Annotated in this window: 16 protein-coding genes; 12 read left to right on the forward strand and 4 right to left on the reverse strand. The window is 47.3% G+C overall.

Annotation, left to right across the window (positions count from 1 at the left end):
• Nucleotides 1-68: 68 nt before the first annotated feature.
• Nucleotides 69-1,166, reverse strand: a complete 1,098-nt coding sequence (locus E4V70_RS01280; protein WP_122863096.1) for a CinA family protein — start codon at nt 1,164-1,166, stop codon at nt 69-71.
• Between the two features lie 121 nt (nt 1,167-1,287).
• On the opposite strand from E4V70_RS01280, the gene ileS reads away from it, so the two are divergent.
• From ileS to E4V70_RS01310, 6 genes are all read left to right on the forward strand, one after another.
• Nucleotides 1,288-4,044, forward strand: coding sequence for an isoleucine--tRNA ligase (gene ileS / locus E4V70_RS01285; protein WP_122863097.1), 2,757 nt, complete (start codon nt 1,288-1,290; stop codon nt 4,042-4,044).
• Nucleotides 4,045-4,140: 96 nt separating this feature from the next.
• Nucleotides 4,141-5,499 (forward strand): Asp-tRNA(Asn)/Glu-tRNA(Gln) amidotransferase subunit GatA, encoded by a 1,359-nt coding sequence (gatA, locus tag E4V70_RS01290; protein WP_122863098.1) that lies wholly within the window; start codon nt 4,141-4,143, stop codon nt 5,497-5,499.
• Nucleotides 5,500-5,503: 4 nt separating this feature from the next.
• A complete protein-coding gene (guaB, locus tag E4V70_RS01295) occupies nt 5,504-6,952 on the forward strand; it encodes an IMP dehydrogenase (RefSeq protein ID WP_122863099.1) in 1,449 nt (482 codons plus the stop codon).
• On the forward strand, nt 6,952-8,052 hold the full coding sequence (gene metX, locus E4V70_RS01300; RefSeq protein ID WP_122863100.1) for a homoserine O-acetyltransferase MetX: 1,101 nt from the start codon (nt 6,952-6,954) through the stop codon (nt 8,050-8,052). Before guaB ends, metX begins: the two co-directional genes overlap by 1 nt.
• Complete coding sequence (gene xseB, locus E4V70_RS01305; protein ID WP_002948190.1) at nt 8,045-8,239, forward strand: exodeoxyribonuclease VII small subunit; 195 nt, start codon at nt 8,045-8,047, stop codon at nt 8,237-8,239. Before metX ends, xseB begins: the two co-directional genes overlap by 8 nt.
• On the forward strand, nt 8,232-9,038 hold the full coding sequence (locus E4V70_RS01310) for a carbon-nitrogen hydrolase family protein (RefSeq protein ID WP_122863101.1): 807 nt from the start codon (nt 8,232-8,234) through the stop codon (nt 9,036-9,038). Before xseB ends, E4V70_RS01310 begins: the two co-directional genes overlap by 8 nt.
• 466 nt (nt 9,039-9,504) lie before the next feature.
• On the opposite strand, the gene E4V70_RS01315 is transcribed toward E4V70_RS01310, so the two are convergent.
• The gene (locus E4V70_RS01315; RefSeq protein WP_122863102.1) at nt 9,505-10,782 is read right to left on the reverse strand and encodes an ArsS family sensor histidine kinase; all 1,278 of its coding nucleotides are present in this window, start codon (nt 10,780-10,782) and stop codon (nt 9,505-9,507) included.
• A complete protein-coding gene (locus tag E4V70_RS01320; RefSeq protein WP_122863166.1) occupies nt 10,775-11,446 on the reverse strand; it encodes a response regulator transcription factor in 672 nt (223 codons plus the stop codon). The genes E4V70_RS01315 and E4V70_RS01320 overlap by 8 nt, the downstream gene beginning before the upstream one ends.
• 204 nt (nt 11,447-11,650) lie before the next feature.
• Between E4V70_RS01320 and E4V70_RS01325 the strand changes: the two genes are divergently transcribed.
• From E4V70_RS01325 to E4V70_RS01350, 6 genes are all read left to right on the forward strand, one after another.
• The gene (locus E4V70_RS01325) at nt 11,651-13,180 is read left to right on the forward strand and encodes a flavocytochrome c (RefSeq protein ID WP_122863103.1); all 1,530 of its coding nucleotides are present in this window, start codon (nt 11,651-11,653) and stop codon (nt 13,178-13,180) included.
• Nucleotides 13,181-13,386: 206 nt separating this feature from the next.
• On the forward strand, nt 13,387-13,827 hold the full coding sequence (locus E4V70_RS01330; protein ID WP_122863104.1) for a cytochrome c3 family protein: 441 nt from the start codon (nt 13,387-13,389) through the stop codon (nt 13,825-13,827).
• A complete protein-coding gene (locus tag E4V70_RS01335) occupies nt 13,824-14,495 on the forward strand; it encodes a cytochrome c3 family protein (protein WP_134482472.1) in 672 nt (223 codons plus the stop codon). The genes E4V70_RS01330 and E4V70_RS01335 overlap by 4 nt, the downstream gene beginning before the upstream one ends.
• Before the next feature lie 235 nt (nt 14,496-14,730).
• A complete protein-coding gene (locus E4V70_RS01340) occupies nt 14,731-15,453 on the forward strand; it encodes a hypothetical protein (protein ID WP_122862232.1) in 723 nt (240 codons plus the stop codon).
• A 21-nt stretch (nt 15,454-15,474) separates the two neighbouring features.
• Complete coding sequence (locus tag E4V70_RS01345) at nt 15,475-16,113, forward strand: hypothetical protein (protein WP_122862231.1); 639 nt, start codon at nt 15,475-15,477, stop codon at nt 16,111-16,113.
• A gap of 1 nt (nt 16,114) precedes the next feature.
• Nucleotides 16,115-16,636 carry a hypothetical protein gene (locus E4V70_RS01350; RefSeq protein WP_122862230.1) on the forward strand — a complete coding sequence of 174 codons (522 nt, stop codon included), beginning with the start codon at nt 16,115-16,117 and terminating at the stop codon, nt 16,634-16,636.
• Nucleotides 16,637-17,012: 376 nt separating this feature from the next.
• Here E4V70_RS01350 and ppk2 read toward each other — a convergent pair whose 3' ends face one another.
• Nucleotides 17,013-17,822, reverse strand: a complete 810-nt coding sequence (ppk2, locus tag E4V70_RS01355) for a polyphosphate kinase 2 (RefSeq protein WP_122862229.1) — start codon at nt 17,820-17,822, stop codon at nt 17,013-17,015.
• Nucleotides 17,823-17,928 lie beyond the last annotated feature (106 nt).

Below are 17,928 nucleotides of genomic sequence, written 5' to 3' on the forward strand. Positions count from 1 at the left end.
TTTAATAAAACAAAAGCGTATCGCTTTAAATTTTAGCGAGCGTAAATTTCACCGAATTTGACCAAAATTTACGCCAAAAACAGCCTCGGCTTTAGCTTTAGCAAGCAAACATACGCCGCCAGCGCGCTTTGCTCTCTTATGTAGTTGCGATCTCCGTTTAAATTTAGCCTTTCGATGATACGCTCGCCGTCTTTTGCATAAGCTCCCACAAACACCGTCCCCACGGGCTTTGCCTCGCTACCGCCGTCAGGTCCCGCGATGCCGCTTATGGCTAGCGAAAAGTCCGATTCGCTCGCCTTTAGCGCGCCTTTTAGCATCGCCATCACGCACTGCTCGCTCACCGCGCCGTAGACTTGTAAAATCTCATCGCTAACGCCCAGCCAGTCGCGTTTCATCTCGTTTGCGTAGGTCACTAGCGAGCCGTTAAACGCCGCTGAAACCCCCGCAAAAGCTCCGAATTTTGCCGCGGCAAGCCCCGCCGTGCAAGACTCGGCAAAGGTAAGCTTGAGTCCGCTTGCCATAAGCGCGCTAGCAACGTGACGGAAAACATCCTCGCCCTCAAAAAATTTACCAGAAAAGAGATTTTTCGCGCCGTTTATAAAGCCGCTCGTTTGGCCGAATTTGTTCGCCTCTACTCTAATTAGCGCCAAATTCGACAAAATTTGAGACGAATAAATCTGCACTTCGTAAGTTTTTGCCAGCGGTTCTAGCAGGATTTTCGCGCTCTCCTCGTCGATATCGACCAGGTGAAAATAGCCGAAATCTCGCTGCGTTTTGATATCTATGGCAGGCAGTTTTTGGTTCGCGTCGGCCTTTAGTAAATTTACGTAAGTTTGATTTAGTTTGATTAAAAAGCCCTCGTCGCTAAATTTTTCAGCCCTACTCGGAGCTAGCATTTGCGGGGATTTTAGCTCTAAAATATCGCCGCTTAACGTAGCTAAAATTTTAGCCGCGACAGAGCAGTTTTGACTCGACGCGTAGATACAAAGGCTGTCCGAACGCGCGCAAAGATGCTCGATGATAAACGGCAGCTCCTTGTCGCTTTTACTAACGAACCTAAACTCGCCCAGCTCGCCGAAATGCCGCTTGTAAGCGCAAAAAATATAATCTAAAAAAGGCGCGTTTACGCCGATATCTTCGCCGATGATCAGTAGTGCGTTTTTCACTGTTTTCTCCTTTAAAAGCCGAAAACATCTTACATAAATTTAGCTTAAAATAGCGTTTTTTCAGTAGCATTTAATCGCCGTTTGGATAAAATCTACCAATTTTTTACTTCAAGGCGAACCTATGGATTACAAAGATACATTATTGCTTCCAAACACCGAATTTCCCATGCGCGGCAACCTGCCGGAAAACGAACCCAAACGCTTAAAATCGTGGTTTGACGATAGAAAAATCTACGAAAAAATGAAAGCTAAAAGGCAAAAAGCCGCCAAAAGCTTCACTCTGCACGACGGCCCTCCCTACGCCAACGGCAACATCCACATCGGACACGCGCTAAACAAAACCCTAAAAGACATCATCTTAAAAACGCACTATTTCTTCGGCGAAAACGTGAGATTTACGCCTGGCTGGGACTGCCACGGACTACCGATCGAGCAGCAAGTCGAGGTAAAACTGGGCGATAAGAAAAAAAGCCTTAGCAAAACGCAAATCCGCGAGCTTTGCCGCGAGCACGCCAGAGAGTTTATCGAGGTGCAAAAGGAGAGCTTTAAACAGCTAGGCGTCGCCAGCGACTGGGACGACCCGTATCTGACGATGAAATTTAAATTTGAAGCCGAAATTTACAAAACGCTTTGCAAGGTCGCCAAACGCGGACTTTTGATCGAGCGAAGCAAGCCTGTGTACTGGAGCTGGGCGGCTAGAAGCGCTCTAGCAGAAGCCGAGGTCGAGTACGAGGACAAAGAAGATTACAGCATCTACGTAGCCTTTAAGCTAGGCGAGGAAGCCGCCGCAAAAATCGGCGCAAAAGACGCTCGAGCGGTCATCTGGACGACCACGCCTTGGACGCTGCCGGCAAACCAAGCCATCTCGCTAAGTCCTAGCGAAATTTACGTTTTAACGGCTGAAAATTTGATATTTGCCAAAGAGATGCTTGGCGAACTAGAAAAAGAAGGGCTAACTAAGGGCGAGATTTTAAAAGAATTCGCCTCCGCCGAGCTTGAAAACCTGCACGCGGTAAATCCGCTAAACGGCAGAAAATCGCTATTTATCCTAGGCGATCACGTCACGATGGACGGCGGTACGGGTCTAGTACATACCGCTGCCGGACACGGCGAGGATGACTACTACGCGAGCCTAAAATACGGCATCGAAGTCATCATGCCAGTCGATGAAGGCGGCCTATACGACGAGACGCTAAAGACGAAAAAGTTATTCCCCGAGGACGTAGTAGACGAGCTAATCGGCATGCATATCTTTAAAGCCAACGAGAAAATTTTAGAGCTTCTAGGCTCAAATTTGCTAAAAGTTAGTAAATTCGTCCACTCGTATCCGTTTTGCTGGAGGACGCATAAGCCGGTTATCTACCGCGCTACCAAGCAGTGGTTTATCGCGATGGACGAGCCGAAAATCGAGGGCAAAACGCTACGAGAAGTCGCGCTAAAAGAGCTTGAAAACGTCAAATTTTACCCTGCAAGCGGCGTAAAAAGGATAGGCTCGATGATAGAAAATCGTCCCGACTGGTGCATCTCGCGCCAACGCGACTGGGGCGTGCCGATAGCGTTTTTTAGACGCAAGGATACTAAAGAGCCGATATTTGACGATGAAATTTTAGATAACGTCGCGGCGATATTTGAGCAAAAAGGCGCGGACGCGTGGTGGGATAGCGAGATAAAGGATCTATTGCCGGCAAACTGCAAATACGATCCGCAAAATTTAGAAAAAGTGATGGACATCCTCGACGTTTGGTTTGACAGCGGATCGACGTGGGCTGCAGTGCTAAAAAGCGGCGACTACGATGCTGGTAGCTATCCTGCGGATATGTATCTAGAGGGTAGCGATCAGCACAGAGGCTGGTTCCAAAGCTCGCTACTGCTAAGCTGCGCCGCGCAAGGAAGAGCGCCGTATAGAAGCGTGCTCACGCACGGCTTTACCGTCGATGAAAACGGTCAAAAGATGAGCAAAAGCAAGGGCAACGTCGTAGCTCCGGCGGACGTCGCTAAAACCTACGGCGTGGAAATTTTACGCCTTTGGGTTGCGCTTAGCGACTACTCCAGCGACCTAAAAATCAGCGAAAACATCCTAAAGCAAGTAAGCGAACAATACCGAAAAATACGCAATACGATAAGATTTCTACTAGCCAACGTAAACGATCTAGAAGACATCGAAACGTCAAATTTCAACATCCTTGACCGCTGGATACTAAGCCGCGCGAAAAAAACATTTGATGAGACCGAAGCAGCGTTTAGAAATTACGACTTTTCAAAGGGCTTTAGCCTGCTGATGAATTTCTTAAGCGCCGATTTAAGCGGCATATACCTTGATATCTGCAAAGACCGCCTATACTGCGACGCCAAAGACAGCGATACGCGCCGCTCGGCTCAAAGCGCCATGGCGCTAATCACAAGAGCGCTCCTACCGCTCATCGCTCCGACTCTAACCTACACCGTGGACGAGGCGATGGACTATGCGCCCGAAATCATCAAAAACGGCGCGGCGGACGCATTTGATCTAGAGTATGCGCCGCTAGATTTTGAGTTTAACGTAGACGACGAGTTGCTAGTAGCTAGCCGCGAGAAGTTTTTCGAGCTAATCGACGTACTCAAAAAAGATAAAAAGATAAAATCAACCCTCGAGCTAGTGCTGCAAACCAGCTCAAATTTGATCCTAAGCGAAGACATAAACGAGATCAGCGACTGGTATATGGTTAGCGACGTCCAGAGCCTAGACGGCAACGACAGCCTAGCCGAATTTGACGTCGGAAACGACAAATTTAAACTCGTTTTATCAACGCGACACAAATGCCCGAGATGTTGGAAATTTACCGCTAAGCACGACGGCGAAACCTGCCCGAGATGCGAAAAGGTACTAAAAAATGTCTGAGCCTATCTCCGCTTGGCTCGTCGCGGCGACCATCGCGGCCATCCTCGCGGTCACAGCCGCGGGTATCGTAGCGGTAAATAAATTTAAGGATAAAAAATGATAACTTTAAAAGAAGCTCTCAAGCTAAGCGCCGGCGAGATAGCCGAGCTTAGAAACGAGCTAGAAAAGAAAATTTTCGCGGATAGGGAGCTTGGCGCTTACGTCGAGCAGTTGGCAAATTTGCCGCTTGATAAACTGGGCGCGGGCGTGCCGATCGCTATCAAAGATAACATCCAGGTAAAAGGATGGAGTGTAACGAGCGCGTCTAAAATTTTACAAGGCTATATCGCTCCATATAACGCGACGGTTATAGAAAAGCTGCTAGCAGCGGGCTTAGCGCCGTTTGGCCGTACGAATATGGACGAATTCGCCATGGGTAACACGACCGAAAACAGCTACTACGGCAAAACGCTAAATCCTCTAAACCGCGAGCGAGTGCCAGGCGGTAGCTCGGGTGGCTCGGCCGCCGCAGTGGGCGCCGGGCTAGCCGTGGCTGCTCTAGGAAGCGATACGGGCGGCTCGATACGCCAGCCTGCGGCATTTTGTGGCTGCGTGGGACTAAAGCCGACCTACGGACGCGTGAGCCGCTACGGTCTAGGCTCATACTCTAGCTCGCTAGATCAGATCGGTCCGATAACGCAAAACGTCGAGGACGCCGCGATCCTATACGATATCATCGCGGGACACGACGACAGGGATAGCACGAGCGCGGATATAAAATTTGAGAGCGTCGCAGACAAGCTAAACGCGGATAAAAAACTCACGATCTGCGTCATCGAAAACTACATAAACGAAGCCTCGAAAGAGACCAAAAAAGCGCTTTTAAAAGCGGTCGATATTTTAAAAGCCGCAGGCCACAAAATAGTCTATAAAAATTTAGAAAACTCAAAATGCGATATCGCTACCTACTACATCATCGCCACGGCCGAAGCTAGCGCGAATCTCAGCCGCTTCGACGGTATAAGATACGGACGCAGGGCAGAGGCAAAAAATTTAAAAGAGCTCTACATCAACTCGCGCTCGGAGGGATTTGGCGAAGAGGTAAAAAAACGAATTTTACTCGGCACTTTCGTACTTAGCAGCGGCTACTACGACGCATACTACATCAAAGCGCAAAAAGCTCGCGCTTACACTAAATCCAAGTATGAGCGAATTTTGAGCGAATGCGACCTTATCTTGATGCCGGTCGCCCCTAGCACGGCGTATAAATTCGGCGAGCTAAAAAACCCGCTAGACTCCTATCTATCAGACATCTATACGATCAGCGTAAATTTAGCCGGCCTACCCGCCATCTCGGTTCCGGTAGCCAAGGACGCTGACGGCCTAAACGTCTCAGCCCAGCTCATCGCAAAGGCGTGGGACGAAAAAACGCTGCTAGAAGGCGCGCTTAGTTTAGAAAACTCTATAAAAGGATAAACGCATGAAGATAGTTACGAAGGCTCTCACCTTTGACGACGTTTTGCTCGTCCCGCAGTACTCCGAAATTTTGCCTAAACAAGTCGACATAAAAACGCGCTTTAGCAGAAACGTGGAGCTAAATATACCGATCGTATCGGCTGCGATGGACACTGTCACCGAGCACCGCGCGGCGATCATGATGGCGCGCCTGGGCGGTATCGGCGTCATACATAAAAATATGGACATACAAAGCCAGGTCAAAGAAGTCCGCCGCGTGAAAAAAAGCGAAAGCGGCGTGATCATCGACCCTATCTCCATCTCGCCAAACGCCAGCGTAGGCTCCGCGCTTGATATGATGGCGGATCTGCATATCTCGGGCGTTCCGGTCGTAGACGAGGAAAATAAACTGATAGGAATCCTAACCAACCGCGATTTGAGATTTGAAAACGACAGAAGCGTCCTCGTAAAAGATAGGATGACCAAAGCTCCGCTAATCACAGCTCCAAAGGGCTGCACGCTAGACGACGCGGAGAAAATTTTCTCTCAAAACCGCGTAGAAAAGCTACCTATCGTCGATAAAGACGGCCACCTAGAAGGCCTCATAACCATAAAAGATCTAAAAAAACGCAAAGAGTATCCAAACGCAAACAAAGACGCATACGGCAGACTCCGCGTAGCGGCAGCCATCGGCGTGGGGCAAATGGATAGAGCAAAAGCCCTAGCGGAGGCCGGCGTAGACGTCATCGTCATCGACTCCGCTCACGGCCACTCAAAAGGCGTACTAGACACGCTAAGACAAGTCAAAGCCGAGCTAAAAGTGGATGTCGTCGCCGGAAATATCGCAAACCCGGCCGCCGTCAAAGACCTAGCCGAAGCAGGCGCCGACGGCATCAAAGTAGGCATAGGACCGGGCTCTATCTGCACCACTCGCATGGTAGCGGGCGTTGGCGTACCTCAAATTTTCGCCGTAGATAGCTGCTCGGCCGAGGCTGCAAAATACGGCATCCCCGTCATCGCAGACGGCGGGCTAAAGTACTCGGGCGACGTAGCCAAAGCCCTAGCCGCAGGCGCTAGCTGCGTGATGGCGGGTAGCTTGCTAGCTGGCTGCGAGGAGACTCCGGGCGAGGTGATAACATTCCAAGGACGCCAGTACAAAGTCTACCGCGGCATGGGAAGTATCGGCGCGATGACGAAAGGCAGTAGCGATAGGTATTTTCAAGAAGGCACCGCACAAGATAAGCTCGTGCCAGAGGGTATCGAGGGCCGCGTACCGTTTGCGGGTAGCATAAAAGAGGTCGTACATCAGCTAGTTGGCGGCCTACGAAGCGCGATGGGTTACATGGGCTCAAAAGATATCAAAACGCTTCAGGAAAAAGCCCAGTTCGTCGAGATCACGAGCGCAGGACTAAAAGAGAGCCACGTCCACGACGTCGTCATAACGCAAGAAGCCCCTAACTACAAAGTCAATTAGTGCTAAATTTAAAAACCGGTAAAGTGAAATTTAATGAGCCGCTCTATCTGGAGAGCGGCCGAATTTTACCCGAATTTGAGCTCGCTTACGAAACATACGGCGAGCTAAACGAGGATAAAAGCAACATCATAGTCGTCTGTCATGCGCTAACCGGTAGCCACCATGCCGCAGGCAGATACGAAAACGAGCAGAAATTCGGCTGGTGGGACGCGCTAGTGGGCGATGGCAAGGGCATAGATACGAGCAAATTTTTCGTCATCTGCGTAAATATCCTCGGCTCGAATTTCGGCTCGACAAATCCGCTCAGTATCGAAAAAAGCACTGGCAAGCAGTATCGTTTGCGCTTTCCGGTGCTAACCATCAGCGACGTCGTAAAAGCGCAGATGAGGCTTTTTGAGCACCTGGGTATCGAGCGCGCGCATGCGGTCGTGGGCGGCAGTCTAGGCGGTATGCAAGCACTTTGCTTTGCGATCGAGTTTCCAAATTTCGCCAAAAACGTCATCATCCTAGCCAGTACCTATCAATGCAAGGCCTGGGCGATCGCGTTTAACAAAATCGCGATCGAGGGCATCCTGCGCGATCCTGGTTTCAAAGACGGCCAGTACGACGAAAACGACATTGCCGCGCAGGGACTAACCGGCATGGCGCTAGGACGCATGGCTGGACACATCAGCTTTCTCTCGCCTAGCTCCATGGACTCCAAATTCGGCCGCAACTACGTCGAAACCGACGGTCTTTACGAGCTTACGGGGAGGTTTCAGGTCGATCGCTATATGGAGTACAACGGCCGCGGCTTTCCCAAGCGCTTCGATCCGCTGAGCTACCTTTACATCGTAAAGATGATGAATATCTTTGACTGCACGCGCCACTACGACGACCTAGCGCACGCTCTTTCGCCCATTTGCGCCAAGGTTACGCTTATAGCATTTAGCGGCGATATGCTATTTCCGTCAAGCTGCATGCGCAAGATGTACGAGACGCTACGCGACATCGGCAAAGAGTGCGACTACCACGAGATAGACAGCGACTACGGCCACGACGCGTTTTTGGTCGAAGTAGATAAATTTGAAAAAATCATAAAAAAGGTCTTAGATGAGTGAAAATTTAAGTGAGGATTTTGAGAGCAAACTCGCCAAAGCAAATGAAATTTTAAAACAGCTCGGCGATGAAAATTTAAGTTTGGAGCAAAGCGTCAAGCTGCACAAAGAGGGCAAAAAGCTACTCGAGGAAGCAGACAAAATCCTACAAAACGCAAAGCTAGTCGTAAAGGACGCGGACGATGAGTAGCGCAGCCGTTTGCGCCTTACAGCTACCGACGCAGCCCATGAGCGAGTCGCGGCTAGATTATTATTTTAGGATTTGCGCGGGCGAAGGCGCTAGGCTCGTGGTGCTCGGAGAGTACGTGCTAAACAGCTTTTTTAAAGAGCTAGAGCTCATGCCAAAAAGCCTCGTCAAAGAGCAAAGCGAGCGCAAAAAGCACGCGCTTGTGGCGATGGCGCAAAAATACAATCTCGAAATCCTAGCCCCGCTAGTGTTACCCAAAGGCAAAGGCTTCGTCAAGGTCGCGGCGAGATTTAGCCCTGCGTCCTCGCGCTTTTACGAGCAGCAGATCCTTATGCCCTACCCGCACTGGAACGAGGCGAAATTTTTTGCTAACAAAGATGAGGGCGAGCTAAATTTACCCGTCTTTAGTTACGAGAAATTTAAAATCGGCGCGATGTTTGGCTTTGAGGCGCATTTTGACGCGGCGTGGGCGTATATGGCGCGCAAGAAAGTCGATGCCGTCGTGGTTCCCACTGCTTGCACGTTTTTTAGCGAGACGCGCTGGGAGGAGCTGCTAAAAACCCGCGCCTTTACAAACAACGTCTACGTCCTGCGCGTAAACCGAGTCGGCAACCACAAAGCCGCAAGCGGCGAGCAGTGGAGCTTTTACGGCGATTCAATGCTCATTAGCCCCTTTGGCGAGGTGGTTTCGCGCCTAGGCAAAAACGAAGAGATGATGGTAGCAAAACTCGAAAAAACCGAACTTGCACAAGCTAGACACCTATGGGGATTTTCTCAAATTTTAAACAAAAGACTGGGCTAAATTTAATTTTTAGGCGGCAAACCTAATCAAATTTGCCGCTCTTTTTCCTGCAAATTTTGCCTAACCGTTGAATTTATCTTGATTTGTCGCGCTTTTTAGACCATAAACTTATCTGGCTTTTATCGACGATAAAAATTTATTTTAGCGGCAAATTTGACCAAACCTGCCTTTTCTAACGTTAAATTTTACAATGTGCCGCTCTTTTTCACGAAACTATATGTCGCTAGATATAAACCTCGCAATAATTTGTTTTAATTTCTAAATTTAGTTTGAGATACTTTCACTAAATAAACCTATAAAAATTTCTTTATGTCATCAGAAAATAAAACCAAAAAGTAAAATCATAAAAAATCATAGAGTAAATTTAAATTTAGCAAAACAGTCAAATTTTACTAAAGCATGCCAAAGGTTACAAAATTTGACGCAAAACCGTAAAAATACTAAATTAGGCTCGGCCTCGTCAAATTTACCCCCTCCAAGCATTACCAAAATAGGTTAAAAATCGGTTTTTGCCGTCAGAGTACTCGTATCTCATCTCGCAGCCGTGGCGGACGAAAATTTGATTTGCGATGTAGAGCCCAAGGCCTAGTCCCGAGTTTGCCAGCTGGGTTTTGCGGTTAAAGGCTTTGGTAAAATTTAGCCTCTCTTCCTCGATCCTCTCACCGCTGCTAGCCACTACGAAGCAATCCTGGCGTATTTGCAGTAAAACCGCGTCTTTTGAGTATTTTAGCGCGTTATCGAGCAGGTTTTTCATTGCCGTAGCAAATAGCTCAAAGTCTACGCTTAAAATCGGCGTCCGTCCAGCCGTATCCACCTTGACGCGCTCTTTGTCCTGCGCAAAAAGTAGATCCATCGCATGGTCGGCGACGTCGATGAGACGGTATTCGTTTTTGTTTAGTCGCCACTCGTCGGAGCTAAGTTTTTCAAGCTTGACGATCTCGCTCAGAACAAGTTCTTGACGCGTGAAAATTTGCTTTAGATCGTCCTTAAATTCCTCATCTTTTATGATGCCGGATATTATCTTGCCCTTCATTACCGGCGTTCGAAGCTCGTGCAGAATATTGCGCAAAAACAGCTCTCTGGCCTCTTTTATATTGTTTATCTTTTGCATCGTGAGGTTAAATTCCTGCGCTATTTCGCCAAGCTCGTCGCGACCGCCCACGTCGATGCTTTTTCGCGAGCCGGCGCCCACGGCTCTGATTTGTTTTTTTAGATTTCTTAGACCCAAGAGTTTTTTCATTAGCACGATAAAAAAGCCGATCGTCACGGCATTTATCGTGCCCGCTACCGTCCAAAATCTAGCCATCGAGAGCTCTTTTGTATTTTCTAGCGCGGCGATATTGTTTGCCGGCATTATCTCGCCGTAGTCGTCCGTTTCTATGCCGGCTTTAAACATCAAATTTAAGATTGATCTATGAGACGAGTTGATATCTCTAGGTACGTAGTACAGCTTCTGGTTATACTCGATCATGTCGCAATACGTATCTTGCAGTATTTTTACACCGCCTTTTCTTATCTCGTCGTTTGACTCGTCGGCATATTTTAAATTTATCTCTTTTAGCGACTCAACGATGTGCTCGCCGCCCTCGGCCCTGATGTGCATACCCAACATAAATCTCTGAAACACCGAATACTCAAGCTCCTCAAGAGTGCGCTTATGCTCGGCAAAAAAAGTTACGTTGATAACTAGCATCGTAACGGCAAACAAGAACGAGATTAAATTTACGATAGAGAGCTTAAGCATTTATAAATTTATACCCCACGCCGCGCACCGAGTGGATAAAGCGCGGATTTTTCGGATCGTCGCCGATCTTTTGTCTGATACGTCCTACGATGACGTCTATACTCTTTATCCCGCTTTGAAATTTGACGGAGTCGATGTTTAAAAGCAGATCCTCGCGCGAGATTACAAATCCCTCTCGTTCAAACAAAAATGCGAATATATCGTACTCTGCGCGAGCTAAATTTATCTCTACGCCATCTTTTTTAAGCGCGTGTTTATCTTTGTCCAAAGTAAAAATTTTACCGCTTGGTTGATCTTGCAGTCCTCGGCGAAGTATCGCTCGTATCCTAAAAGCAAGCTCGACGGGTTCATAAGGCTTAGCCAGATAATCATCCGCTCCAAGCTTAAATCCTTGAACTTTATCTAAAGTTTCAGATCTAGCTGAGGAAATGATAATAGGAAGCGTCGGATGCGTCTTTCGCACTTGTTCGCACACCTCAAACCCGTCCATATCCGGCAAAGATAGATCAAGTACCAAAGCATCGTATTTTAGCCCATTTTCTAGGATTTTTAGCCCTTCCAGAGGATTAAACGCCATCGTCGTCTCTATTCCCTCAAGCTCAAGCATTCTAGCTAGTAGCTTTGCTAGCTGTTCGTCATCTTCTATCAATAAAATTCTTATCATAGCGCAATTATAGCAATAACTTCGCGCTATAGCCTTAAATTTTGAACTAAATTTAAAATTTAAGTTTGTTACCAAGAATTTACCGTATTTGAGTTTACAAAGTGATATGATTTCATCATTACAAAAAAACGAAACGGCCCAAAACCGCTTCTAGACGGCGTCGCTCGAAATAGAGCCAACAAGCAAAAATCAAAAGGAGACAAAATGCAAAACTCAAGAAGAAGTTTTTTAAAAATGAGCATGGCAGGAGCTGGCGCGCTAGCTCTTAGCAGCGTAAACGCTAATGCTACGTCAAACGAAAAAGACGTCAAATTTGACGAAGAGTACGACGTCGTCATCGTAGGAACAGGTTTTGCGGGCTTGGCTGCGGCTATCAAGGCCAGCGAGCGCGGCAAAAAAGTTCTAATCCTAGAAAAAATGGGACGCGCAGGCGGTAATAGCGTAATCAACGGCGGAAACATGGCGGCTCCTATGAATAAATTCCAAGTTGCTCAAGGCATTAAAGACAGTAAAGAGATCTTTATCGCAGATGCCGTTAAAGACGGACTCGGACTAAACCACACCGAGCTACTTGGCACGATGTTTGACCGCAGCAACGACGCTGTAAATTTACTGATTAGCTGCGGCGCGGACTTCCTTGAAAGGCTTATTTTTGAAAGCGGCCACAGCGTAGCTAGAAGCTTGCAAACATCAAACGGCTCAGGATCCGGCTATGTCCAACCTATGCTAAACAAACTAAAAGACGATCCAAACGTTACGATAAAAACTAGAGCCAAATTTGATGAATTAGTACTAGACGACAGCGGCCGCGTCGTGGGCGTTATCGGTAGAGAGGATTATAAATTTGACGCTAAACTCTTTAGCGACGACCTTGAGAACAAATCTGGCGAAAAGAAAGCGTATAAGGCAAAAAGCGGCGTATTGCTCGCTGCGGGCGGCTTTGGACGCGACTTGTGGTACCGCCAGATCCAAGATCCTCGCATCGTACCTACCATCGACAGCACTAACCACCCTGGCTCATCTGCGGGCGCGATGCTACAAGCCACCAAAATCGGTGCCGTAACGCTCCAGACCTCATGGATTCAGTTTTTACCTTACTGCTCGCCGGACGAAAAAGGCTTTGGTGCGGCGGTAAACTTCACCAACCACTGCTGCAACACCTACGGCATCACGGTTAATCCAAAAACCGGCGAACGCTTCATGAACGAGCACGCAGGACGTAAAATCAAAGCCGACGCATGCTTTGCCGTCATCGGTAAAGAGGAAAACTATCCGGTAAATATCTGCGACTCTCAAGCCGTCGCCGCGCAAAACCCGATCTATACGTCAAGACCTCTTGAAATCGGCGTCATTTGGAAATTTGACACTATCGACGCGCTTGCGGCACATTTTAAAATCCCTGCCGACAAGCTAAAAGCTACGATTGCTAAGTATAACGAAGGCGTGAAAGCAGGCAAAGACGAATTTGGCAAACCGGTATCTAAACTAAACGGCATCGACGTATCAAAGGCGCCGTTCTATGCTAGCCGAACCATGCCGAAAGTTCACCATACTTGCGGCGGTTTAGAGATAAATACCAAAGCTCAGGTTATCTCTCTAGATACCCACGAGCCGATTCCTGGCCTCTTTGCTGCGGGCGAGATCACCGGCGGCGTACACGGAGCCAGTAGGCTTGGAACGTATGCGATATTAGATTGCATGGTGTTTGGAATGATAGCTGGAGAGAATATCTAATCTCGCAGGGAGGCTGCGCCTCCCTTTTGCGATCAAGCTCCATCCTGTTGGAGTCCCGTACTAAAGAGTAAGATCGCTACTCGCGATCCAATTCGTATCGCAGGCCAAATTTAAGATTAAAGTCTAGAATTCGGCTTGCGGTACTTTTAAATTTGAAGCCGAATTTGCAGTTAAATTTGCAAACTAGGCATCCGAAAGGAATTCGCATGAAACATAAAGCGTTTCTCGCCTTGTGCGCATCTATGCTGCTATGCTCTTTTGCATTTAGCGCAGGAACCCCAAGCGCAAAGATAACGTCTTTAGTCGATCTTAACGTCACCGATGAACTGCGAGCCAAACACCCGCTAAAGCCTCATCACGAAAAGCTAAGCTTCACCTGTCTTGATTGTCACGAAGGACAAGGAAACGACGCTAGTAAATTTAAATCTATCGGCGATAAAGGCTGTTTATCCTGTCACGGCGACAAGAAAAAGATAGCTAAAAGACTAGAATACATGGATCTGCTAAAAGCAAATCCCCACAACTCGGTTCACGACGGCCCTACGCTATACTGCGACGAGTGCCACAACGAGCATAAAAAATCAACCAATATGTGCACGGAGTGCCACGAACACGAAGTTCCGCAATGGATGGGGGTAACGCCATGAAAATTTCAAAGAAAGTACTAGCGCTTATTATATTAGTAAGCGGCATTATAGGGTTTTTAGTCGTACTTCCCGTGCATTACGCCCTAGAAGAAACTAGCGGAGAGAAGTTTTGCGTAGTATGCCACGAGATGGATCCTATGGTTATAGCTTATAGTAGCGACGTACATAGCGGCAAAGGCAAAAGCGGAGTAAGGGCTAAATGCGTAGACTGCCACATACCTCACGACAACCTAGCCAAATACGTCCTAGTTAAAGCTAAAAACGGACTAATGGAGGGATATATTCATTTCTTTAAAGATCCGGAGGCTATAGACTGGCATAAAAACAGAGAGAAAAGAGAGCACTTCGTATTTGACAACGGTTGCGTTAGCTGCCATACGAATTTGGTAGACAATAAACTAACAAGCCCGCAAGCTCAAAAGATGCACGCTCACTATCAAAGCTTGCTAAATACGGATAAGCAACTAACCTGCGCTAGCTGTCACGCCGAGGTAGGCCACAGCGGGCTAAACAATATGCTAAACTACTGGAAGCCTGAATACAAAATCTACGAAAAGAAAGCCGCAATCAAAAAAGAAGAGATAAAGAAGGCTTATTTCGGGGAGGATTACGTAGCGCCGAAAGTAGAAAAAACAGAAACTACGGCGGATAAAAACGCGACTAAGTAAAATTTCCTAAATTTAATAGCCCGCGTGATTCGGGCTATCAAATTTAACTCTGCAGTGTATAAATTTAACTTCCAATATCTCCATGCTGTCTAAATTTGATGCTTACAGCGTAGCAAATTTAATAACTGTTTAAAACAAATTTATGTATATTTTCTCTTTTACAAGCCCTCAAATTTGACGTAAATTCGAGCGTCAAATTTTATACATTTAAAACCGAAACCGCCGAAAGAGAAAAATGGATAGAAATTTTAGTAAAGCAAGAACGCAAGGCATCCTCGGCGCAGTTTGCGTCCTGTGTGCGAGCGCGAGTTTTCTAGCGAGCGATCAGAGCCTGTTTTGGATCGTTCGCACGCTAGCGTGGCTGTTTGCGCTGACGTTTTTCCACTACGCGCTTATCCGCGCGCAGGAGCTGTCAAGCTCAAACGTCTTTACTATCTTTAAATACGCCTACAACGGCTTTTTAGCGGTGATCCTCTGCACGGTCGCGCTCTACGTTTTTGACGAAAATTATCTAAGCCTCATCTCCGACGTCATCATCCCGCTTGCCGTATTTGCCGTCTCTATCGCGTGGGTCGTCATAAATCTCAAACTCGCAAAAGCCTCAGGCTGCGCGCTTTTTAGCGTTTATGCGTGGATGCTTGCCGCTAGCCTGGGCGCAAACTTCACCTACGGCATGCTAGAGGTCCTCTCGCCCGTCCTCATCGTCCCTATCGTCAAATTCGTGCCCCTTGCAAACGCGCTCTTTGATCTAGCAACCTCGGGCGTCTTGCTCGCGGCGTGGATCAGCGCGGAAAATTTCTCAAACGAGCAAAATGAAATCGAGATAAATTTAACCAAACAGCGCGGCGATAGGCTAAATTTAAACGCCCAAAGCGCAAACGAACCAAATTTTAGCACTCAACACGAGCGAGCGACGGAGCTCAAATTTGACGCCGAGCAAATCAAAATAAATAGATAAAATCTGCCCGAAAGGATAAACATGCAAGAGACATCATATAACCAAAAGGTTCTAAAAGAAGCCAAAAGGCAAGGCATAATATCATGCTGGTTTTTGCTAGCCAACTTTGCCGCATCGTTTTTGATAGCGGTTTACAAAGCCTTTACGCAACCGCATACTTTCGAGCAACTGCAAAACTTAGAGCTAATAGATAGCGCAATCACCAACCTATCGGCGCTAGCAGCTACCGTTTATATGTGGCTTGCCCTTAAAAAGCTAGCCGAGATTTATGATACCGATGTTTATGAAATCTTCATAAAAACCGTAATCATAGCCGTATTAGTGATTCTCCTCTCGATAGTGCTTAGCCTAAAAGGAATTACGCCAGGTATCAGTAAAGTCATTAGCTACGCATTGATAGGTCTTGCCGTATATTTTTTCATACTCTGGTTTAAGCTAAATTTTGGTCTGGCCAAAATTACGAAAAACAAGCTTTTTAAGACTTACGTATTTTTCACTATCGCTAGCATCATCGTTGGAGCAACGATAAAAACTCTAGCAATGTTTGGCTTTTTTGGAGGGGGTCTATATATGTTAGCCGCGGCGTTAAGCATCGCGATACTCTACGTGCTACCGACTGCGTTTTATCTATACGCCTGGACTATGATAAAGGAGGAATAAGATGAGAGAAAACGAACAAAATTTGACCGAAGATAAAGCCCAAATCATCGAAAAAGCAAAGCAAGAGGGAATGCTTTCGGCTTGTTTTATGTCTTTTACGGTTTTGGTGCTTTACGTTGAGGATTTTTTTCCGAAACTTCAAGAAAAGCATGGCTGGACGGCGATAAGCATACTTGCGCTCGTCTATCTTTACAAAGCGCTTAAAAAGCTCCAGCCTATGTGCGAGACTAACCTCATGCGGCCGTTTCACGCGTATTGGTTGCTAGGGATTGCTACGGCGGCGGCCCTGCTAGCCGGGATACTTTACGATCCTATTTTTACGCTTTTGTTTCTTGTTTTACTTGTGGTTACGATGATTTTTTGGACGATTTTAAACTTTAGACTATCGCGCATCACGCAAAATCCGCTATTTAAATTTCACTCCGTCATGCTCATAGTCTCTGTCGTATCTAGCTTCACGGTGCTTTTTCTAAAAGAAAGCCCGGGCTCCGTGCTTTACTTTACTACGCGGACGCCGCGATAACGGCGACGGCTCAAGCTCTGCTCGTGGGCGCATGGTGCGGCGTGGATGACGTGGAGGATGTTTAAATTTGGCTATAAAATGCGCGAGTAACGGCTCTGCGAGGCTTAAATTTGATCTGCCGAGCACCGGTGAAATTTGGCAAATTTGAGTTAAATTTTAGCCCCGTTCGGCTTTGTTAGATTTATAGTAGCCACTCACAAATTTATTTTTATAAAATAGGCAAACGCCGATTTTACCGTCGTTCGCATCAAAAAGGCGCGGGTTTGGCTGCCCGCGTATAAATTTAACATCCGAGTCAAATTTGACTTATTTAGGCAAAATCTCGCGAGGCCGTTTGCCGCGCCGCACGTCAAATTTGACCCAAACTTGCCCTGCCCTATCCGTTCATCTTGGATAGCTTCTCGTTTTTGAGATTTGCCTCCATCTGGCGTATCTCATCCTCGCCGCTCCTTACGATGCCTTCGTCGCACTCAAAGTTTTTGGCGTCTATTTTTTTCGGATAATCGACGTTTGCCAGGATATGCCTAAAAAGGTTTATGCGAGCCTGCTTTTTGCTATCCGAGACGATGATCGTCCACGGACAAAACGGCGTGTTTGAGGCTAGCAGCATGGAGTACTTGGCGATGGTGTACTGATCCCATAGCTCCTGGCTTTTTTCATCCACGGGCGAAATTTTAAACTGCTTGAGCGGGTCGGTGAGGCGCTCTTTGAAGCGCTTTTTTTGCTCCTCTTTTGAAACCGAGAGGTAAAATTTAAAAAAAATAATGCCCGAGTTTTTGATCATCTCCTCAAATTTAGGCACTTCGCGCAAAAACTCCTTGTGCTCTTCTTGCGTGCAAAAGCCCATCACCGGCTCCACGCCAGCGCGGTTGTACCACGAGCGGTCAAAGATCACGATCTCGCCGGCACTCGGCAAATGCGCGACGTAACGCTGGAAATACCACTGCGAGCGCTCGACGTCGCTTGGCTTTTCAAGCGCCACGATGCGGCATCCGCGCGGATTTAGATGCTCGGTTAGGCGCTTTATCGAGCCGCCCTTACCCGCCGCGTCGCGCCCCTCGATGATGATGAGTACGCGCAGACCCTGCTCTTTTACGTGATTTTGAAATTTTAAAAGCTCGATTTGCAGCTTTCGAAGCTCGTGCTCGTAGTCGAATTTCACGCTATCTGTGCCGTTTTTACTCACTCTAAACCTCCTTTGGGTATTTTTAAAATGTTACTATCAAATAATTAAAATTTAGCTAAAATACGCCTCTTAATTTAACATTTAACGCTGACTTTATGGGAGCTTG

The sequence above is a fragment of the Campylobacter showae genome (assembly GCF_900699785.1).
Lineage (GTDB): Bacteria > Campylobacterota > Campylobacteria > Campylobacterales > Campylobacteraceae > Campylobacter_A > Campylobacter_A showae_D.